This window comes from Deltaproteobacteria bacterium (assembly GCA_030690165.1).
Classification (GTDB): domain Bacteria; phylum Desulfobacterota; class GWC2-55-46; order UBA9637; family UBA9637; genus JACRNJ01.
This window is the reverse complement of record JAUYHF010000008.1, coordinates 1-20483: the sequence shown is the minus strand read 5'-3', so window position 1 is coordinate 20483 and position 20483 is coordinate 1. Positions and strand designations below refer to the sequence as shown.

Sequence of the window (20483 nt, the reverse complement as noted above, 5' to 3'; positions counted from 1 at the left end):
TATATAGCATATTATAGATAATATTTTCACAGGATGTCAAGATTTTTGTGTTTTGTGTTTTATTTTTACAGCTATTTTTATAATACGCCAGAACCAGAAAGCGTATTGACATACATTGGGGATATGCTATACTTTGCTCAAATTTATACATGAATGGGTAAATAAATCTTTAAAAGAGGAGGTGATTTCCGACATGGCAGTGAAAACAGCAAAGAAACCTGTTAAAAAAAAGGCCTCAACAGGCAAAATCAAGAAAGGGGCAAAATACGCATGCAGTGTTTGTGGAATCGCAGTAAGGGTAGATGATGTATGCGGTTGTACAGACGTATGTGACATCATTTGCTGCGATACGCAGATGAAGCCGAAGAAATAACCATTAAGGGCAGTAAGGTTTTTATTTGAATAGTTTGAAGGCTCAATTGCCGCCACAGAAGATAGCACCGGGATGTGGCGGCACACCCCCACCTGCCCTCCCCCATAAATGGCGGTGGAAAAAGGAAAGGGGTATCATAGGAGTCATTATGAGAAAGGCGCGTTGTTCCCCGATAGGATCCCCCGATAGAAGCACTCGAGGACAGGCATTCGTGGACATGTTTTTAGTGGTTATACTGCTTTTCCTCCTTTCCGCCTGCGCTGCATCGCAACAGACAGAAAAAAAAGCTGAGGCTGTCCTGGAGCTTCCCCGCTCCGTAGCAGTTCTGCCATTTGGCAATGAAACCGATGAAATAGGCCTGTCAGGACAGGTAAAAAAGAGTTTTTCAAATCACTTTTCTTCAAAACCATATAATAAAATAGAGCCCTACATTGTTGACGAAAAGGTTGCCCGGCTTGAAAAATCCACAGGCAAGACCATTTTTGAAATACCACCAAAAGAGGCTGCTGAGACATTTGGTGTTGACGGCCTTATATACGGAAAGGTTACTAATTTTAACAAGGTCTATGCATTGGCATATTCCCAGATAGGCGTTGAGGCAGAGATATGGATGGTTAACGCAAAGACAGGTGAAGAGATATTCAGGTTCAGGGAATCTGCGCGATACCATGAGGGCGGCGTTCCCCTAACCCCCATCGGGCTGATAATTACAGCAGTTTCATCTGCTTTTAATATACGAGAGATTCAACGGGTACGGGTAATTAATGACCTGGGGTGGAAGTTGAATGAAAAGATTCCAGTGCCTGCCGGCTTTAAGACAGAGGCAAGGCCTGTTATAAAAGAAGTTGTTTCCAATGTCAAGGAAGGGCCTTTTGGCAAGGGAAAGGTCTTTAATGTGGCAATGGATGGTGAAAAAGGTTTGTTTGCTATGTTTGAGATCGGCGGATTTAAAAAGGCGCTTCCTATGAAAGAGATAAAGGATGGCCAGTATTTTGGAGAATACGTGGCTGTGCCTGGCGACAATATAAAGGACGCGCCTGTAATTGCAACCTTAAAACGCTCAACAGGCGAGGAGTCTTCATTTGTTGATATAACAGGGCTTTTATCCGTAGATACCATACCACCGCCGCATATTACCGGTTTAAACGGCAGGGCATTTATGGATAGACTTGAGCTTTCATGGGATAAGGTAGCTGCCAATGACCTGAAAGGCTATCATATTTCAAGAAGCACAAAACCTATTTCCGGTTACAAAGACATTGGTTTTGTTGAGGAAGAGAGATTTGTTGACTCAAGCGCTAAGGCAGGAGATCCCTATTACTATAGGGTTACTGCAGAGGACAGCGCAAAAAACCAGGGTGAACAGTCAGAGGCCATTAAACTCTCTTTAAGGCAAAAAGAGTCTCAGATTTTAACGGGCGAGATAACGAGTGATACTACCCTTTCGGCAGGGACTTATGTCGTCAGAGGCGCTGTTGTTGCTGTAAAAGGGGTTCTTCTTACCATTGAACCCGATGCAAAACTTTTATTTGAAAAAGATGCCTCCTTAAAGATTTTGGGAAAGATTACTGCAAACGGCAAAAAAGAGGAATGGATAGAATTTTTGCCGAAAGCGCCTGAAGACACATGGAATGGGGTGATTGTTGACAGCGGCGACGCAGATTTCTCATTTGTAAAGCTAATCGGCGCTAAAACAGCGCTTAAACTTATCAACACCTCTGCTAATATCAGGAATGCGATTCTGGAAAAAAATGATACAGCTATCCATACAACAGGCGCACCTTCTCCAAATATATCTAAATCTACCATCTGGCATAACTCCACAGGCATTTTGCTGGAATCGTCGCAATCCACAATCAAAGAAAGCGATATAACCCAGAATAAGGTTGGTTTGCAGATGGCAAAATCCAGCCCTTTGCTTAAAGAAAATAATATATTTGCAAATAATACAAATGTAGATGCAGGAGACTTATCAGCCCAGTTGGATGGCAATTTCTTTGGAACAATCGTGTATGAGGAAATGAGGCTTAAGGGCAATGTCAAGGTTTCAACTGTTCTGGATGATAAATATCCAAACGGCAAACCGGCGCAGGTACAGGTGAATCCATACACACTCTTAAGCCCGGAGGAAAAAAAGGCAAAGGTTGCCGAACTTCTGGTAAGCTCCGGAAAATATTTCAGGGAAAGAAATTTTGGAAAGTCTGCAACGCAGTTTGAGGATGTCCTGAAACTTGAGGAAGGCCCCACAACATATTACTACCTCGCCCTTTCATATCAGGGCATGGAGGATAATGAAAAGGCGCTCGGCTTTTTGAAAAAGGGCGTGAAAAAATTCCCACTTGATTCAAACCTCTCAAAGGCATACGGCTTGCTGTTGTATCAATTGGGGAGAGATGAAGAGGCAAAGGCTGCAATAAAAGAGGCCTTAAGACTTAATCCAGGAGATAAACAGATAAGGTTTATTTTAGAGAGGCTGGAAGGGAAATAAACATTTGGTAGCGTAGAATTATGGAGACTTGAAACTGTAACTCAAACCTTCAGGTTTGAGATTATCAAGGCTAAAGCCTTGAGTTACACTCCATGTCTCCTGCATTCGACATTTGAAAAGGGAGGAATTATTATGAAGATAATTAAGAATTTGGCAATAGGTGGCGCAGTGTTTTTACTGTTCGCTGTATACTGGCCGCTGCCTTCTGTTTCTCATGCAGAATCTCAGGTTGTCAGCGCCACCGGCGTTGCTCCATTTACCCCTGGCAATGAGGCAAAGGCAAGGGATATGGCTATTCAGGATGCGATGAGAAAGGCAGTGGAGCAGGCGGTTGGGACAATGGTGGCGGCAGAGACGATGGTAGAGAACTATCAGCTTGTGCGGGATAGTGTCCTTACAAAGACGCAGGGATATATACAAAAGTATGATGTAGTAAACGCAGGGCCAAAGGATAATCTATACGAGGTCACAATATCTGCGGCAGTAGCGGTTGAAAACCTTAAGAACGACCTGGCTGCCCTTGGGCTTTTGCACGCAAGGGTGGAGAAACCGAGAGTTTTATTTATGATTGCCGAGCAGAATATAGGGCAGGAATATTATATATTCTGGTGGTATGGCAAGAGCGAGTTTAAGGGCCAGCAGTTTGATATGTCTGCCTCGGAGACGACATTAAAGGAGGAGTTTATAAACAAGGGATTTAATATAGTTGACATTTCTGTGGCTACGGGTAAAATTGACATATCAAATGCCTATCGCATTGCTGATTTAACAGACGCTGGGGCAAAGGAGATAGGAAGAAAACTCGGCGCAGAGGTTGTCATAAAGGGAAAGGCATTGGCAAAGGCAGGTCCCCGGACATCGGGAAGCAGCGTGGGCTCTTATCTTGCTGATATTACTGCCTCAGCAATCCGTGTTGACAATGGAGCTGTTCTGGCATCAGCGAGAGGCCACGGCGTAAGCAGACACATCTCAGAGGTTACAGGCGGGACAGAGGCTCTGGAAAGGGCTGCGAGAGAAGTTTCAGGCAAGCTCATAGACCAGATTACCGCCAAATGGACACAGGAGGTTCAGGCCGGCGGGCTCATTCAGATAACAGTAAGGGGGATTGAAGAATATTCTGATTTGGCAAACTTTAAAGACACAATAAAGGCGCAGATAAGAGGGGTCAATGCAGTATATCAGAGGAGCGTTGAAGGCGGTGTAGCTGTCATAGAGGTGGATTATAAAGGCAATGCCCAGCAATTGGCGGATGAGATTACAAAAAAGAAGTTTACCGACATCCCAAAATTAAAAGTAACCAGTGCAACAGCAAATACCATGGAGATAACGTTTGGAGGAACTGGGACACCACAGGCAAAGGCGCCAGAGACATCGTCATCTCAGCCAGTTTCAGGCCAACAGCCTGTTTCTGAAACGCAAAGCTCTTCTACTCCCCTTGGGAAATTTCCGACAGGGATAGAGGGAGAGATAGAAGGTATAAAGGTTGATATAACTGAACTTAAGTTTTCAGATGGGGTGATTACCCTCAGGTTTGTGATGATAAATGAATCCGACCAAAAGCTCGACTTTGGGTATAAGTTTGGGGCAAGGGGGAATGACTACAATACCATGGCTGATGTTTACCTGCTCGATCCTGTTGGCAGCATAAAATACGATGTAGGCCGGGATGCAAATGGAAGACCCATTTGCAGCGTGGGCTTAAATCCCCTTAACCAAAAAGGTCGCATTAAACTCTGGGTTAAGTTCCTGGTGCCTCAAGATAAGGTACCGACAAAGATGACCGTAGTCATTCCCCATTTTGAACCTATTGAAAATGTAGGGGTAAGCCGTTAATTAAGGGAGGGACATATGAAAAATGCAAGAAATCTGTTTTATTTGCTGTTGTTATTTTCTGTTTTGTGGATGAGCGGTTGTGCTATACCCAGACCGCATATAGCCCCCAATCCTGCCAATCCTATAAAGACAGTTGCCGTGCTTCCTATGGTGAATAATACAAACGATGTGGAGGCGCCTGAAAAGGTAAGGGAGATGTTTGCGGCCAAGGTGCTTGAAAGGTGCTATATCAACAAGGCTGTAGGAGAGGTTAGTCAGATATTAAAGGATGAACTGGGCATAACACTCGGCTCCCAGCTTGATATGACAAATCCGCAGGAGCTGGGCAAAAAGCTTGGTGTTGATGCTGTGATATACGGCACACTCTTTAATTTTGAGGAAAAGACCACAGGGGTCTTGAATATAAGAAAGGTAAGGGCAGGATTTAAGCTTGTTGACGCTAAGACAGGCGCGGTTGTATGGGGCAAAGGTCAGGGCATTAAAAGCGAAACAAGAATGACTGAGGGTATTGCAGGAACAATAGCCGGCGGGGCCTCAGCGGTTGGCAAACTAACAGAAGATAAAGAGGTGAAGGGCGCTGAAGACTACATTGGGGTGCAAAACTGGCGCGACCTGCCGCCTGAAAAGGCAATGAGCGAGCAGTTAGGACAGGGCGGGTTTATTGCTGGATTTGTCTCTGGACTCGCCGAGAAGACTGTTAAAAAAGCTACAGGCACATTCCTGAAGCATGAATCAGAGATCATGGTAGGCATGATAATTAACACTCTGCCGGTTGGCCCTGGCTCGGGTTTATGCGGTGGAACCCAAGTTGCTTTTATGCCGGTGATACCCGAGCCTAAAATGCCCGAGTTTAGCATGCCCGCATATTTCGAACTGGGCAAAAGGGATTTTACTGCTGATATGATTACGACATCAACAATCAAGTCAAATAAGGAAACAATGGTATTTGATGCGAAACTTGCAAAACTCGGGGATAAATTCAGAAGCGAGATGGACATGGGCAAGACATTGAAGGCAAAAGGGGGTGAGATGCCGCCTGGTTTAAGCAGGATGGTATTTATCATAAGGCCTGATTTAAAAGTAGGCTATAATTTGTACCCCGATAAGAATAAATATCTTGAGATAGCCATTAAAGAGGGGAAAGGAGATATGCCGAAGGTGGAAAAGAAGAAAGTCGGCGAGGAAAAGATAGACGGCCATCCGTGTGATAAATTTCAGGTAAAGATTACTTATAAGGACGGCGCTGTCGATGAGGGTTATCTCTGGGAGGCAAATGACCTGGATAGGTTTGTTATAAGGGCTGAGATGGAAAATAAAGATGCTAAGACTGTTGTGGAGATGAAGAATATAAAACTTGTCAGCCCGCCCCGAGACCTCTTTGAGGCGCCACAGGGATATAAGAAGATGTCCGGCATGATGGAGCTTTTTATGGGGGAGAATCCTTGATTTAGATACAAAGATAGAGCAAGTTAAAAGGCAATTCAAAAAGGAGGTAAAAAGAGATGAAATATCTAAAGAATGGAATCAGCTTCATAGTTTTTTCAGTATTTGTTTTGGCGATATTTACGGGCTGCGGGGCAACTATGACAGGGGCGGTAAAGAAGGACACCACCCTTACTGGTGAGACCGCAAAACTGGAAGAGGCAGGCCTTAAATATTCAGGGCCTGAATATACCATAGGCATCATCACCTTTAAGAATAAAACAAGGACGCCGAACCTTGAGCAGCCTGCTACTGATACTTTGGCCACGCTCGTAAAATCAGCCGGTCTTGAGCCCATAATGCTTACTGAAGATGAGATGAAGGAGCAGGAAGAAGTGATTAAACTTCAGCAGACAGGCGCTGTAAAGACAGGGAAAAAGAACGCTGCAGAGGGTTTTGAATCCATTGACTTCCGTGTATCAGGTTCTATAACAGCCTATTCAGAGGTTGAAGAAGCTTCAGATGTTTTGATTATGCAGTCAAAGACACAGGTGGCAAGGGTTCAGGTGGATTACGGCCTTGTGGATATAGCCACAGGCAAGAGACTTTTACAGAAATCAGGCATGGGCGAATACAGAAAAAAGACCGGCGGCGTGCTTGGTTTCGGCTCAAAATCCAGCGCTGATGTGGGTTTGCGGGACGGCGCATTAAGAGATGCGCTTACAAAGGCCATGAGTGAAATGATAAAGGAATTGAACAATAGGCCGTTCCAGAGTAAGGTGTTGCTTGTGGATGGAAAGACAATAATATTCAGGGGCGGGACAAGGTCTAAATTGGAGGCTGGCATAAAGCTTGGGGTATACAGACCGGGGGCAGATTTGGTTGACCCTGATACAGGCCGGGTTATAGGCAAAAGAGAAAAACAGATCGGCGAGATAATGTTTACAAGCCATCAGAATGAAAAGGTCTCTGAGGGCGCTGCCTCCTCAGGTATGGGTTTTCAGACAGGTGATATTGTAAGGGAGATAAAGTAAAGACAGGTTAAGATTGAAGTCAAGGTTAAGGAAAGACAAATAATAAATAGGTTTTTCTCAACCTCAACCTAAACCTCAACCTATATTTTAAAAGGAGGTGTCAAATGAAGAATCTGAAGGCAAGTGTTTTACTGCTTCTTGGGTGTGTCCTGTTTGCTTCCGGCTGCGCAAAGCATGTTGCCAAATGCACAACCCCTGAAGACAATCCGCCCCATCATTATGCAAGGGGTATGGAGCTTCTTGAGCAGGGGAAGGTTCAGGATGCAGAGGCAAAGTTTGAAAGGGCTCTCTACTGCAACGCTGAATACAGCCCTGCGCACAGCGGTTTGGCTATGGTGAATGCCGAGAAGGCAAAGTCTCAGAAGGAGGCAGGCTATCGTCAGACAGATACAGACAAGGCAATGGATCACCTAAAACACGCGAAGAAACTTGCGAATACAAAAGAAGATGAATTTGCATATCATGTCGCAGGCGTGAGGGTTGCCACAGCATTGAAAACAAAAGGCTGGCTTGATGAGGCGGAAGACCACTTCAAGGATGCAATGAAATTGAATGTTGATGAGCAGCGCAAGCTTATCTATTATGACGGAAGAGAGGCTGCCCCTTATTTCATGGGCCTTGCCTATCTTGAGGCAAGGGAGTTCCAGAAGGCAAGGGATAGATTCAGCGAAGTCCTCAACATGAAACGCGAAGGCAAGTGGAATGAAAAAGCGGATAAGGGATGGAAGCGGGTTGACAAGATAGTGCGGGCAATGGGCGGAATCACGCTTGGCGATGTGGGTAAGGAGATAGCCATGAGGGAGTCTGTAACAAGGGGCGACATGGCAGCGCTTCTGGCAGATGAGATCAAGATAGATAAACTCTTTGCAGGAAGGATACCTATAAAGAGCGAGATAGATAAGCTAAAGCCGGAATTTACCCCTGCTGATATGCTGAACCATCAGTTCAAGGAAGAAGCGCTTACAATGATGAAGTGGGGGATAAGGGGTCTTGAGCCTATCTATGACCAGACAACAAAGGCATTTCTCTTTAAGCCTGCTGATGGCATTACAAGAAGGGAGTTTGCCCTTGTTTTAGAGGATGTATTAATAAAGCTTACTGGCGATGAAAAGATCGCCACAGCCTATTTCGGCCAGGAAAAGTCGCCATTCCCTGATGTGCCGCCTACAGCCACATGGTACAATGCGGTGATGAATATGACAACAAGGGGACTAATGGAGCCGGAGCTTTCCGGTGAATTCAGGGTGAACGACCTTGTGGACGGCGCAGAGGCAATCCTCGCCATAAGGATATTGAGACAGAAAATGAATATATATTAAAAAACAGGTTAAGGTTGAGGTCAAGGTTAAGGAAAGACAAATAATAGGTTTTTCTCAACCTCAGCCTTAACCTCAACCTGTATTCAAAAAAGGAGGTTTCTATGAAGAGATTGATATTTATGCTTTCATTTCTGTTTCTGGCGCTGCCTTTTATTGTTATGGCAGAGCAGCCGCCTAAGGAGGTTACAAATATCACGCAGGCCTTTATACAAGGCAAGTTGGTTGTAAAAGGCGAAGGACTGCCGAAGAAAGATGCCGCTACCTCCGGAGAAAAGGAGCTTACAGCCAAAAGGGCGGCAACAGCTGTTGCGCAGAGGAATGTAGCTGAGGTGCTAAACGGTGTAATAGTAACAGGCCAGACTACCGTGAAGGATATGGCGCTTGAATCTGACCAGATAAGGAGCACAGTAGAGGGAATGATAAAGGGCGCCCAGATTATCTACGAAGCGTACGATTCTCTTAGAGGCATTGCTGTGGTTTATCTTGCTATACAGGTTGACGGCGCTGATGGCTTAAACGGCCAGCTTTTGCCGCAAGTTTTATCCGCGCTTCCACAGCCAACTGCTCCTGCGTATGTGCCTCCTGTAGCTCCGTCGCCTGCGCCTCCTGCCGCGCTGCCTGCTGAGCCGGCGCAGTTGTATGACGCGCTTATACTTGACATAAAAGAGCATCCATTTAAGCCTGCGCTGATAAACAGGATATTGGCACAAAATGGCGAAATCCTTTATGACCCCACCAAGATTGCCCAGAATATCCTTGTTGAAAGAGGCGCAGGTGATTACACAAATGATGTGGGCAAGGCAAAGGCAATATTATCCGAAAGGGGAAGCAAGAACCCTATGGTAGTAAAGGTGGTCGGTGTTGTAAAATTCACTGATGTGCAGGTGAGCGGTGATGATGCGGCCGGCATATTCAGCGCAAACCAGAAAGCAAACTTTTTAGAAGGCGCAAAGGTTGTATTTGTGTTGAAGTAAGTAACAACCCACCCTCTTTTCTTCTTCTCCCTGAGGGAGAGGAGACTATTTTATACTCCCTCCCCTTCAAGGGGAGGGTTAGGGTGGGGATGGGGTATTTTCGGAGCAAACTTAAAATGTATCATAAAAACATAAGCATAGAACACAACATAAAGGTTGCGTCTATTAGCTTAGCGCTCGCTATTTGCTTTTCCCTTCTGTCTTCTATTGCATTTAGCCAGCAGGGTAAAGAAGATCTGCTGGTAGATGCTTCAGGCGAGGCAGCAATACTTGAAGGCGATATCCCTTCTGCAAAACTGGAGGCCGTTGCCAGAGCCAAATGGGACGCCATAGAAAAGACAGTTGGGGTTGAGGTAAAGTCCCTGACAATTGTTCAGGATTCTGCTTTAATGGATGAGACGATAAAAAAGAAGGTTGGCGGCAGCGTCAGGGACTTTAAGATACAGGGAGAGGGACAAAAGAACGACATCTATTGGGTGAAGATAAGTGCATCCGTAATTCCTGCCAGCGCAAAAGAGGCAATTATTGAACTTGCGAGAAACACATCAGTAACAGTTTTTATACCTGCCAGATTTCCAGACGGTGATATTGAAGAATCCAATCCATTGGCTGAGGGGATTATAAATAATCTGGCGTCTCATGGCTATCAGGTTTATGATGTTGCCGGCAGCGAGCATACCTTGACTGCAAGCCAGGTTGAACAGGCCATGAAGACCAATAATTTTCTATCACTCCGGGGCCTTGTTTATAAATACCTTTCAAATGTAATCCTTATCGGAAAGATAGACACCACTGTTACAGGAGAAGAAGGCAAGGATATTGGCGGCGGCATGAAGCTTCCTTATAATGTTGTTACTGCGCGGCTTACATACCGCCTTATTGCCGGAAAAGGCAGCGGGCCAAGACAGATCATTGCCAGCGGTTATGAGCAGGATAAAGGGGCCGGGGCCACTATAAAAGACGCTGCATTCAGTGCGGTAGATAGTTTGAGGGAAAAGGCCTCGCAGAAGATTCAGGATGCTGTCACCAAACACCTGCAGGAGAGCAATAAAAAGGTAAAGGTGCTGATAGATAATATCACCGATGTAAACACCAATCTTTCTATAAAGGGATTTCTTCAGGGCATAGCATGGGCAACAGATGTAAAAGAAGACGGCCTCGGAGAATTCACAGTGCAATACCCTGAACAGACAATCTATCTGGCTGCCAGCCTTTCAAAGAAAAAAGGGTTAAAGGTTATAAATTTTGATGACTTTAATGTGAAAATACGGTATACAGGATTTTAAAAAACTCTACGGAGGTGGTAAAGATGAAGAAAATACTATTAGCTGTTCTTGTTGTTATGCTGTTCGGCCTCATGCACTCTACTGCAAACGCCATTGTGCATGTGGAAGGCAGATACTGGTTTACAAGCCTTGATTCAACGGTTAAGGTAACGGATGCCTCTGTTATCGGCACAGAGATTAATCTGGTAGATACCCTCGGCGTGGATGACAAAAAGAATTTCTGGGAAGGAAGGATAGATCTGAACCTTGGCAGCCACCATCTGATATACGGCCACATGCCTTTATCCTGGACAGGCCAGAAGACCATAACTCAATCTGTAACCTTTGCAGGTCAAACATATACTGCCAGCACAAAGGTTGACTCAAGCCTGGATATACTCTATCAAAGATTGGGATACAGGTATGATATCATAGATATGCTGGGCAACAGGTTAGGGATTATCTTTGATATTAAACTCCTTGACATAGAAGCCAAGCTAAAGGCGCCGGCCATTGGGGTTGATAAAGCCTATTCAGTCACAGCGCCCATTCCAACTATCGGACTCGGCGCCCAGGTTGGCCTGCCGGCTTTATTGTCCATTGGCGCAGAGGTTACCGGTATAGCATACAGCGGCAATCATTTGATAGACGGCGAGGCGTATATAAATTTCAACCCGGTTCCATTTACCACCATCTCAGGCGGATACAGGATGTTTGATTTAAAAGTAGCGGACGGGGACAATAAGGTGGATTTTAAATTAAACGGGCCGTTTTTAATGGTGAAGGTAGGGTGGTAGTTGGTAGTTAAAGATGTCTATATTTGTTTCCATCGGCAGGAAGGTTCTGATATTTTTTTATGATCTCTATGCAATAGCAGATTTTGTAATATCTTCTATAAATACACTTCTTTTTCATCTCGCCACAGGCAGAAGGGCAATATCCGGTGTAATATATAAGCAGGTATATTTCACAGGCATTGAGGCCTTTTCTATCATTTCATGGATTGCTGCAATCCTTGGCATTATCATTGTTACGCAGGTTATAAGCATACTTCCCCTGTTTGGCGGAGAAAGGCTTATAGGCGAAATTCTGGTTTGGGTGGTTATAAGAGAGCTGGGCCCGGTCTTTGCGGCTATTATTGTCATAGCCAGAAGCGGAACTGCGATGGCCGCAGAACTTGGTTCTATGCAGGTGAACAATGAGATTATTGCGCTTGAGGCTATGGGGATAGAGCCAAAGCGGTATCTTGTGGCGCCAAGGGTCATAGGAACTGCAATCTCTGTCTTTGTCTTAACATTTTATTTTGAAGTGATAACAATACTTGGCGGGTATCTTCTTGCCGGTTTTGGCAAACGTATAAGCTTTGGCGTATATATTTCAAGTGTGCTGGAAACAATGGGTTTTATGGATGTTATTGCGTCTCTCTTAAAGAGCATAATCTTTGGTCTTATAATAGGCGCTGTTGCCACGCTTCACGGCCTGAGGGTCGGAAAATCAATAACACAGATACCTCAGGAGACCACAAAGGCTGTTATAACAAGCCTGTTTCTGGTGTTTATCGTGGACGGCATTATAACGGCAGTGTTTTTTATGTAAGGCGGAGGGATAACAATATGAAAACAAAACTGTTATTACGATAAGAGACTGTAACTCAAACCTTAAAACACCGTAAGCGTAACTCAAACCTTTAGGTTTGATACAATCAAGGCTAAAGCCTTGAGTTACGATTAAGACGATATGGAGGCAGCCATGAAAACAAAAATCCTTTTATTCCTCGCAATCTTTTTTATGGTAGGGTGGGCTATGCCGTCTCTATCGTAGTGCGAGGCTTCAGCCTCGCTCAAAGCGAACCTAAAGGTTCGCACTACATTACGGAATGAAGGAGGTGTAAAATGTATAACAAGATTGGAGTTTTTTTCTTTTCTGTTTTGTTCCTTTTTTGTGCTGTCGGCACAGCCTATTCCGCACCCAATACCAGAGGAGTGCGTATTACCGTCCGTGATGAAGGAGCGGCAAAGACCCTTGCCCTCTATGACAAGATAACGGCTGTCATTATCGGCATAGACCGCTATCAGAACCTCAAAGCCGAACACCAGCTCAAATTTGCCGTTAGGGATGCAAAAGGAGTGGAGCAGGTCTTAAGGGAGAGATACCCTGTCAGTAAAATTATCACCCTCTATAATGAGGAGGCAACGAGGGACAATATCATGAAGGTTCTTCAAGGAGACCTTGCCACTGCAGGCTCAGATGAGGCAATTTTTATATACTTTGCAGGGCATGGGATTACCCGCTCTCCCCAGCAGCAGAAAAAACTCGGCTATCTAATCCCCAATGACGGCTCTCTTGAAATAAACGAGATGCACAAAAACATATCCATGCAGCAGATAAGCTCTGATATAAGCCCTCTTATCCCTGCGAAACATATCCTTTTTGTAATGGACGCATGTTTTGGAGGACTCCTCCTCTCTACAAGGGGCGCAGGGCTTGAGCCATCTCATAAACTGGCATATCTCGAGGAGATTACCCGTGAGCCTGTCCGCCAGATAATAACCGCCGGCGGCGAAAACGAAGAGGTTTTGGATGGCGGGCTTTACGGTCATTCCGTATTCACAGGCAGGCTTATAGAGGCTCTCAAAAACAACAAGGATTTCATAACCGCACAGGAATTGGGACTTGAGCTTGAGAAGAAGGTTTACGGCGATGCCATGTCAAAGGGGCACAAACAGAGGCCGCAGGTAGGAAAGATTTACGGAACAGGCGATTTTGTATTCATACCTGACTTTGAAAAACTAAAGAAAGAGTCGGAGGGGGAGGTATCCACCCTCGAGGCAGAGATGAGAGAGCTTGAAAGGCTCAAACAAGAGGCAGGGAAAAGAAAAGAGGATGCAAAGATAAGGGAGCTTGAAAGGGAGAGGCTGTTAAAAGAGTCTGCCTTAAAACAGGCGAGACTCCGTGAAGAATCTGCCCAAAGAGAAGCTGAAATGAGAAAAAGGATGGAGGAAGAATCGCTGAAAGACGCTGAGAAGATTAAAATACAGGAAAAGGAGAGGGGCGAGAGGCTTGCATACCTGAAGCTCCAATCCGAAAAGATGAAACAGGAGCTTGGAGGCATTGCATCCGCACTGGGCATTACAGAGGCACAGACAGAGGTTAAAAGGCTCAACACTATGATTGCAAAACTTGGGAGTGATTATCAGACAGAGATGCCAAAACAGTTGAAACCTGTAAAGGACTATTATGAGCCGAAGATTAAAAAGGCAGAGAATCAGCCTCCGATGGATAAGATGTTTGAGACAGAGTTGGAATACAAAGAGAGGCTTGAGAAGGCAAAAATAGAGGTATCCTCATTAAAGACAGAATTATCCCAAAAAGAGACAGCAATTACAGGACAGTTGAAGGCAGGTATGTCAGGGCAGATTAAGCCACTCCTTGAGCAGCGAGATAATCTAACCAAACAAGAATTCCCTGTAGGGAATAAAGAGATAAAGTGGAAGTTTGTAAAATATACCCCGGAAAAAGAGGAGTTTACTATATCAGGGCTAATTAAGGATATAGTAGTAGGGATAAATATATCCATCCCTAAGGCAAAGGCAAGGGAGTATTATCAGAATCCTGATTTACTTGTTGCAAGCGCAGCCATAAATATTGCATCCGATGGCTCAAGAGAACCTCTTAAATTTACCCTTCAGGGACCAGAGGGGGATAACTATAATACAAGCAGGATAACCAGAGAGTTTGCAGACCCCACAACCGGCATGGAATTTGTCTTTGTCAAAGGCGGGTGTTTTCAGATGGGGGATACCTTCGGAGATGGGGATAATAGTGAGAAACCAGTCCATGAAGTATGTGTGGATGCTTTATACATGGGCAAATATGAGGTTACACAAAAAGAGTGGGTTGCAATTATGGGAAGCAATCCATCATATTTCAGAGAATGCGGAGACAACTGCCCTGTTGAGAAAGTCAGTTGGGATGATGCACAGGAATACATAAATAAACTCAATCAAAAATTCCCCTCTAATTCCCCCTTTTCAAAAGGGGGACAAGGGGGATTTCGTCTTCCCACAGAGGCAGAATGGGAATATGCGGCAAGAAGCGGCGGCAAGAACGAGAAATATGCAGGCAGTAATGATATTGACAGTGTTGCGTGGTATGAAAGTAATTCTGGCAATAAGACTCATCCTGTGGGGCAGAAAAAACCGAACGGACTTGGGCTGTATGATATGAGCGGTAATGTATGGGAATGGGTGAATGATTGGTATGACAGTGGATATTACGAGAATAGTCCGAAGGATAATTCTAAAGGGCCAAGCAGCGGACAATACCGGGTGCTTCGCGGCGGTTCGTGGAAGGTCTGGCCGCAGTACTTGCGGGCATCTATCCGGCTCTGGTACGAGCCCTCTACTCGTTACGGCAGCTACGGTTTTCGTCTCTCTGTTTCCGCCCAGTAGTTATTTTCTGAGTTCTGAGATTCTATTTTCTAAGGTTTTTTGTGATGGGGTGCAGGGGTGATTGCCCCTGCACGCGACATTTTTTGTAACTCAAACCTTCAGGTTTGAAGTATCAAGGCTAAAGCCTTGAGTTACGGTATATGACGAGGTATTATGCCTCTTAAGAATGATAAGCCTTTTCCAAAGAGGCCGCGGTTGAAACACTTTGAGTATGCGGGATATTATGCCTACTTTATAACAATCCTGACCAAAGAGAGAAACCTTTACTTGAAAAAATCTGATGTTGTAGAACCAATAATCGCTATAATGAAAGACACAGCAGAGAAGGAAAGGGTATCGGTAGACGCCTTTTGTTTTATGCCTGACCATGTGCATTTGCTGTTGAGAGGATCGGATGAAGATGCCGATGTGAAGAAATTTATGAAACTCTTTAAGCAAAAGAGCGGATATTGGTTTAAACAAAGATTTCAAAAAAACCTCTGGCACTTGAGTTATTATGACCATGTCTTAAGAAAAGATGAGGATATTAGAGAAACGGCGATGTATGTATTGAATAACCCGGTTAGAAAAGGGATTGTATCTGATTATAAAGAATATTCGTTTAATGGTTCTTTTACTTTTGATATAACCTGTCTGTAACTCAAACCTTCAGGTTTGAGAGGTTTGAGGCATCAAGGCTGAAGCCTTGAGTTACACTCAAAAGGTTCAGGTTGCAAACCTGAACCCACAAGAAAAAACATATAAACACTAATATGGATAAATTGATAGAAATAAGAGGGCTTTATTATGCAACAGACAGCGGCGCCGCGATATTTGAAGATGTTGATGCGGAATTTTATGAAGGTGAAAGGGCGGCCATTATAGGGCCGCTTGGTTCAGGCAAGGCCACATTATTGAGGCTGCTTCTGGGGCTTGAAACCCCTCAACAGGGCAGGGTAAGGCTCTTTGGCAAAGATATAGGAGATCTCGAACGTTCAGAGATTGACATATTGAGGCAAGGTATCGGCGTTGTATTTGAGAATGCCTCTCTTATAAGCAATCTTAAGGTAATTGAAAATGTTATACTTCCTCTTCAATATCACACTAATTTGACTCCTGATACTGTAATGGAAAGGGCGGTTTTTCTTCTTGGGTCTGTAGGATATAAAGGGGATATGTGGGAACTTCCCGGGCCGCTGCCGTCTTATACAAAAAAGGCCATTGCGCTTGCCAGGGCAATGGCGCTTGACCCCGTGATTATGATATATGATAGACTCATGGAAGGATTGGATGCGCATCAGGGTTTGCAGCTGCTAAACTTTGTAGACGAATTTCATAAAGCTAAAAAAGATAGAGTAAGCATTATGCTAGCCAATGATGAAAGGGATGTAAGAGATATAATGCCTGACAGAATATTACGGATAGAAAACAGGAGAATTATTTAATTGACAACGGCAAAGGCAGGGCAAAAAGACCCCAGATTTAAAAACCTTGAAAAAAAGGTAGGCATTTTTGTTTCTATTGTTATTGTGATGCTCTTCTCTATATTCTTTTTTATGGGAAAGGAACGGGGGATGTTCATTAAGAAATATCATCTATTTTTTATTGTTGACAGCGGAATGGGTTTTATTGAAGGGATGCCTGTAAAATTATCAGGGTTTAAGATAGGAAAGGTGAAGTCCATGTCTTTAACCTCCGAGGCCAGGGTAAAGGTAGCCCTGGAGATAAGCAAAGAATATCAGAAATGGATAAGACAGGGTTCTGTTGCCAGAATGATGAAAGAAGGGGTCATAGGAGAGACAGTTGTAGATGTTACTGTAGCCCCTGCCTCTGCCATAATAATAGAAGACGGGAAAGAACTTCCCTATGAAAAGGTGATGGGAATAGAAGAGTTGATTGTAAAAGAGGTAAAGCCTGTTCTTCAGGAGATTAAGGAAACTATAGGCTACATAAATAATCCGGAGGGCGATATAAAGAAGGCCATTGCCAATATTAAAAAGCTGTCAGAGGGATTATTGGAGACAAAGACCAATCTGAACGGGGTATTGAAAGATGCAAAGAATACTGTCAGCGAGGCAACCTCTGCATTCAGGGAAGCTAATTCTGCATTTGGCAAGGTCGGTAATATCGGTGAAAAGGCCGCGCCTGTGATTGATAAGCTTAATATTGTGGCAGAGGATGCGGAGAAGGCATCAAAAAAGATTCCGGAGGTTATGGATAAGGCTGTAAAGATAATGGACGATGTAAAAGGGTTTAGCGATGTCCTCTCAAAAAAGAGCCATGGGGTAAAAAATATGCTTGAGGATACGGAAGAGATGCTGGGTGACACAAAAGAGATTATTAAAGGGGCTAAGGATACATGGCCAATAAATATAATGCTGCCTCCAAGGGAAGAATTTAAGCTTGTTCCGCTGGATGGGATGGAGAAATGAATAAATCACAAGTCACAAGTCTGGTGTCTGGTGTCTGGTGTCTGGTGACCGTATTTTTACTGTCTACTGTATTTTTCGGCTGCGCATCTGCAAAAAAAACAGAATTGCCGGCGATTCAAATTGAGGCAATAGATTTTAACCAGAGAGGGGTTCTTGCAGTTGAGGCTGGAAAATACAATAAGGCATTGATTGAATTCCAAACCGCGCTTCAATTGAATACAAGCGTGGATAACCAGAAGGGGATTGCCGTGAATCTTTTGAATCTGGGAAGGCTGTATCTTCTTATGGAAAGGTTTGATGATGTGCGGACAACATTTAACAGGGTGGTACATATCGGCGTCGGTCTTAACGACCAATTTGTCCTTTCTGAAGGCTATGCGAGCCTTGGCAGATATTATTACCTGACCGGCGGCAATAATAAAGATGCTATAGATAACATGGAAAGGGCTGCGGCTATAGACCGCAAACAGGGTTATCATACGATAGGCAACAGGCTTAATATAATGGGAATGGCATACAAAGCCGACAATAAACCTGAAGAGGCAGAAAAGGTTTTTAATGACGCACTGAAATTAAACAAAGGTTATGACATGGAGGCGGATATTGCCGATTCGCTGCGGGGATTGGGAGATATTTGGGTTGAAAAAGAGGATTATAAAAAAGCCGGAGAACTTTATGAAAATGCCCTTGCAATAGATAAAAAACTTGGGCTAAGCGCAAAGATTTCCATTGATCTGTCTAATCTTGGCATATTAAGTCTCAGGGAGAACAACACTAAAAAAGCCCTGGATTTTTTCCTTAGGGCATATGCGGTTGACAGCAGCAGAGGGAATGATAAAAGAACATTAAAACTCCTTGATAAAATAATAGATATATATACAGCCTTGGGAGATAAAAATAGCGCGGAGGCATATTCTCTGGAAAAGGAGAAACTTATAAAACATGTCCCCGAAGGTCTTAATCGGGGAAAAGAAAGGACTAAAGAACGGTGAGAAAGATAAGGGTGTTGGTAGTTGATGATGATGAAGGGAATGTGGTGCTTTTGACTTCAAAGCTTGGGGTTGATGGTTATGAAACCGATGTTGCCTATGACGGACTTGAGGCCCTCAAAAAGGTTGAAACCTTCGACCCTGACCTTATACTTCTGGATATAATGATGCCGCGGATGGATGGGTATGAGGTTGCAAGAAGGCTTAAGGCAAGCGAGAAAACAAGGTATATACCTGTCATCATGCTTACAGCAAGGGGAGATGTTGAGGATAAGGTCTTGGGGCTGGATATCGGTGCAGAAGAATATCTATGCAAACCAGTGAGCCTTGTAGAGGTTTCTGCCAGGGTAAGGTCTCTCCTGCACATGAAAGAACTTCAGATGCGGTTAATAGAGATGGAGAAACTTGCATCCCTCGGCCAATTAGTTGATGGAATTGCCCATGAGATCAGGAACCCGCTTATGACAATAGGGGGATTGGCAAGACGGGTAAAAGAAAAGTTGGCAGATAAACAATTGCAAGAGCATATAAATTTAATTATACATGAAGTGGAAAGATTAGAGAATCTTGTGAAAAGGGTAGATGAATATAAAAATGCTCAGGTTTCTGAATTGAAAAAGGGTGATATAAATGAGGTAATAAGAGAGGCTGTAGAGGATATAAGGGGGACTATGCGAACAGACGCTATAGATATAAAACTTTCCCTTATGCAGGACCCTCCATTGTTGATGATAGATAAGACTAATCTTAAAAAGGCCATCTTAAACATTCTGCAAAACTCGATAGACGCCGCTGACAGAAAAGGAGAAATAAAAATTACGACAATACCTTCTGAAGGCGGCTATATGGACTTAGTGATAAGAGATACAGGCTGCGGTATAAAGTCAGAAAACCTGAAAAGTATATTTAACCCATTCTATACATCCAAGATGACAGGGGCCGGTTTAGGGTTGACCATCGCTTACAAAATAATCCAGGATCACAAAGGCGACATCACAGTTGAAAGTCCGGGGGGCAAGGGAACTATTGTAAGTATAAAGTTTCCTGTTATAAGAGAGGATTGAGGATTATTTTTAAAATAAAAATCCCAGATTTTTAACTGTTCTATCTGGGATTGTTTTTTTATCCTTTATAACCCGGTTACCTTTTGGATGAGATGGAAGCTTTTTATTAATTCTTATAATTTTTTTTTTTACTTATGCTGCCTTTCTCCACTCCTCTTTAGCGCCTTCTACCTCAATAGCAACCTTTTTCGGAAGCACCGCCTTTGCAGCAGGCATTGCAACCTCAAGGATGCCGTTCTTATAGTTGGCTCGGATATTATCTGCCCTCACACCTTCCGGGAGTGTTAATGTCCTCTCAAAGGAGCCATAGTGCACTTCGCTCAAGAGATAATCTTCCCTTTTTGCCTCTTTGGAAGCCTTTCTCTCTCCTTTGATGGTAAGTGTGTTGCCAACTATAGAGATATCAATGTCCTTTGGATCCATTCCAGGGACATCACAACGCACTACGAGATTCCCTTCTTTTATAAAACTCTCTACAGTTGGGCACCAAGTCTCTCCCTCCCCCCAAAAGCTATGAGTCAGCCCACCCATCGCGCCCACTGTCTTTCTGAAAAAGTCATCCATTTCTTCATGCAGGGTGGCTAATTCGTTAAAGGGGCTCCATTTTCTGATTGCCTTCATACTTATCACCTCCCTGGGTTAGCCTCCACTCATCCTGCAACTACATAAGGTAACCTTTGTTTATAATATATACCTATTTTCTTTTGTTGTCAAGGCAATGTATAAGTCGGTAATGTATTATTTCTTGTGTCAGAAGCAAGAAAGGGGTATCTCCATGGTAAGCCAATACCAAAACAAAAGGAGGATACCCCATGACTCAAAGAGCCACAATAGAGAATTATGCACAGGCAGTAAGGATA

At 43.9% G+C, this 20483-nt stretch carries 17 protein-coding genes; 16 read left to right on the top strand and 1 reads right to left on the bottom strand.

Annotated features, from left to right (window positions below; all coding sequences use genetic code 11):
* Positions 1 to 193 precede the first annotated feature (193 nt).
* The 16 genes from Q8P28_02640 (at position 194) to Q8P28_02565 (ending at position 19623) form a co-directional block, all read left to right on the top strand.
* Positions 194 to 373, top strand: coding sequence for a hypothetical protein (locus tag Q8P28_02640; GenBank protein ID MDP2681692.1), 180 nt, complete (start codon positions 194 to 196; stop codon positions 371 to 373).
* Positions 374 to 590: 217 nt separating this feature from the next.
* Positions 591 to 2861 carry a DUF799 family lipoprotein gene (locus Q8P28_02635; GenBank protein ID MDP2681691.1) on the top strand — a complete coding sequence of 757 codons (2271 nt, stop codon included), beginning with the start codon at positions 591 to 593 and terminating at the stop codon, positions 2859 to 2861.
* Between the two features lie 132 nt (positions 2862 to 2993).
* Positions 2994 to 4694, top strand: coding sequence for a hypothetical protein (locus Q8P28_02630; protein ID MDP2681690.1), 1701 nt, complete (start codon positions 2994 to 2996; stop codon positions 4692 to 4694).
* Between the two features lie 15 nt (positions 4695 to 4709).
* Positions 4710 to 6140, top strand: a complete 1431-nt coding sequence (locus Q8P28_02625) for a DUF799 family lipoprotein (GenBank protein ID MDP2681689.1) — start codon at positions 4710 to 4712, stop codon at positions 6138 to 6140.
* 56 nt (positions 6141 to 6196) lie between these two features.
* Positions 6197 to 7150 (top strand): hypothetical protein, encoded by a 954-nt coding sequence (locus Q8P28_02620; GenBank protein ID MDP2681688.1) that lies wholly within the window; start codon positions 6197 to 6199, stop codon positions 7148 to 7150.
* 104 nt (positions 7151 to 7254) lie between these two features.
* Positions 7255 to 8469 (top strand): S-layer homology domain-containing protein, encoded by a 1215-nt coding sequence (locus tag Q8P28_02615; protein ID MDP2681687.1) that lies wholly within the window; start codon positions 7255 to 7257, stop codon positions 8467 to 8469.
* A 101-nt stretch (positions 8470 to 8570) separates the two neighbouring features.
* Positions 8571 to 9443, top strand: a complete 873-nt coding sequence (locus Q8P28_02610; protein MDP2681686.1) for a hypothetical protein — start codon at positions 8571 to 8573, stop codon at positions 9441 to 9443.
* A gap of 116 nt (positions 9444 to 9559) precedes the next feature.
* Positions 9560 to 10729: a hypothetical protein gene (locus Q8P28_02605; protein MDP2681685.1), complete on the top strand. Its 1170-nt coding sequence runs from the start codon at positions 9560 to 9562 to the stop codon at positions 10727 to 10729.
* Between the two features lie 23 nt (positions 10730 to 10752).
* Positions 10753 to 11505, top strand: a complete 753-nt coding sequence (locus Q8P28_02600) for a hypothetical protein (GenBank protein MDP2681684.1) — start codon at positions 10753 to 10755, stop codon at positions 11503 to 11505.
* A 13-nt stretch (positions 11506 to 11518) separates the two neighbouring features.
* Positions 11519 to 12304, top strand: a complete 786-nt coding sequence (locus Q8P28_02595) for an ABC transporter permease (GenBank protein ID MDP2681683.1) — start codon at positions 11519 to 11521, stop codon at positions 12302 to 12304.
* 296 nt (positions 12305 to 12600) lie between these two features.
* Entirely contained in the window at positions 12601 to 15159 is a 2559-nt protein-coding gene (locus Q8P28_02590) for an SUMF1/EgtB/PvdO family nonheme iron enzyme (protein ID MDP2681682.1), read from the top strand.
* Positions 15160 to 15312: 153 nt separating this feature from the next.
* Positions 15313 to 15798, top strand: coding sequence for a transposase (locus Q8P28_02585; protein ID MDP2681681.1), 486 nt, complete (start codon positions 15313 to 15315; stop codon positions 15796 to 15798).
* A 113-nt stretch (positions 15799 to 15911) separates the two neighbouring features.
* Complete coding sequence (locus Q8P28_02580) at positions 15912 to 16583, top strand: ATP-binding cassette domain-containing protein (GenBank protein MDP2681680.1); 672 nt, start codon at positions 15912 to 15914, stop codon at positions 16581 to 16583.
* A complete protein-coding gene (locus Q8P28_02575; GenBank protein MDP2681679.1) occupies positions 16584 to 17570 on the top strand; it encodes an MlaD family protein in 987 nt (328 codons plus the stop codon).
* On the top strand, positions 17567 to 18562 hold the full coding sequence (locus Q8P28_02570) for a tetratricopeptide repeat protein (GenBank protein MDP2681678.1): 996 nt from the start codon (positions 17567 to 17569) through the stop codon (positions 18560 to 18562). The genes Q8P28_02575 and Q8P28_02570 overlap by 4 nt, the downstream gene beginning before the upstream one ends.
* Positions 18559 to 19623: a response regulator gene (locus tag Q8P28_02565; protein MDP2681677.1), complete on the top strand. Its 1065-nt coding sequence runs from the start codon at positions 18559 to 18561 to the stop codon at positions 19621 to 19623. Before Q8P28_02570 ends, Q8P28_02565 begins: the two co-directional genes overlap by 4 nt.
* 132 nt (positions 19624 to 19755) lie before the next feature.
* Here Q8P28_02565 and Q8P28_02560 read toward each other — a convergent pair whose 3' ends face one another.
* Complete coding sequence (locus Q8P28_02560; protein ID MDP2681676.1) at positions 19756 to 20244, bottom strand: Hsp20/alpha crystallin family protein; 489 nt, start codon at positions 20242 to 20244, stop codon at positions 19756 to 19758.
* Positions 20245 to 20483: the final 239 nt, after the last annotated feature.

Bases quoted from the DNA above. Each gene is read 5' to 3' on its own strand.
- Q8P28_02595 (MDP2681683.1), top strand. From the start codon at position 11,519: ATGTCTATATTTGTTTCCATCGGCAGGAAGGTTCTGATATTTTTTTAT.
- Q8P28_02610 (MDP2681686.1), top strand. From the start codon at position 8,571: ATGAAGAGATTGATATTTATGCTTTCATTTCTGTTTCTGGCGCTGCCT.
- Q8P28_02605 (MDP2681685.1), top strand. From the start codon at position 9,560: ATGTATCATAAAAACATAAGCATAGAACACAACATAAAGGTTGCGTCT.
- Q8P28_02560 (MDP2681676.1), bottom strand. From the start codon at position 20,244: ATGAAGGCAATCAGAAAATGGAGCCCCTTTAACGAATTAGCCACCCTG.
- Q8P28_02640 (MDP2681692.1), top strand. From the start codon at position 194: ATGGCAGTGAAAACAGCAAAGAAACCTGTTAAAAAAAAGGCCTCAACA.
- Q8P28_02600 (MDP2681684.1), top strand. From the start codon at position 10,753: ATGAAGAAAATACTATTAGCTGTTCTTGTTGTTATGCTGTTCGGCCTC.
- Q8P28_02620 (MDP2681688.1), top strand. From the start codon at position 6,197: ATGAAATATCTAAAGAATGGAATCAGCTTCATAGTTTTTTCAGTATTT.
- Q8P28_02625 (MDP2681689.1), top strand. From the start codon at position 4,710: ATGAAAAATGCAAGAAATCTGTTTTATTTGCTGTTGTTATTTTCTGTT.
- Q8P28_02590 (MDP2681682.1), top strand. From the start codon at position 12,601: ATGTATAACAAGATTGGAGTTTTTTTCTTTTCTGTTTTGTTCCTTTTT.
- Q8P28_02630 (MDP2681690.1), top strand. From the start codon at position 2,994: ATGAAGATAATTAAGAATTTGGCAATAGGTGGCGCAGTGTTTTTACTG.
- Q8P28_02570 (MDP2681678.1), top strand. From the start codon at position 17,567: ATGAATAAATCACAAGTCACAAGTCTGGTGTCTGGTGTCTGGTGTCTG.
- Q8P28_02580 (MDP2681680.1), top strand. From the start codon at position 15,912: ATGGATAAATTGATAGAAATAAGAGGGCTTTATTATGCAACAGACAGC.
- Q8P28_02585 (MDP2681681.1), top strand. From the start codon at position 15,313: ATGCCTCTTAAGAATGATAAGCCTTTTCCAAAGAGGCCGCGGTTGAAA.
- Q8P28_02615 (MDP2681687.1), top strand. From the start codon at position 7,255: ATGAAGAATCTGAAGGCAAGTGTTTTACTGCTTCTTGGGTGTGTCCTG.
- Q8P28_02635 (MDP2681691.1), top strand. From the start codon at position 591: ATGTTTTTAGTGGTTATACTGCTTTTCCTCCTTTCCGCCTGCGCTGCA.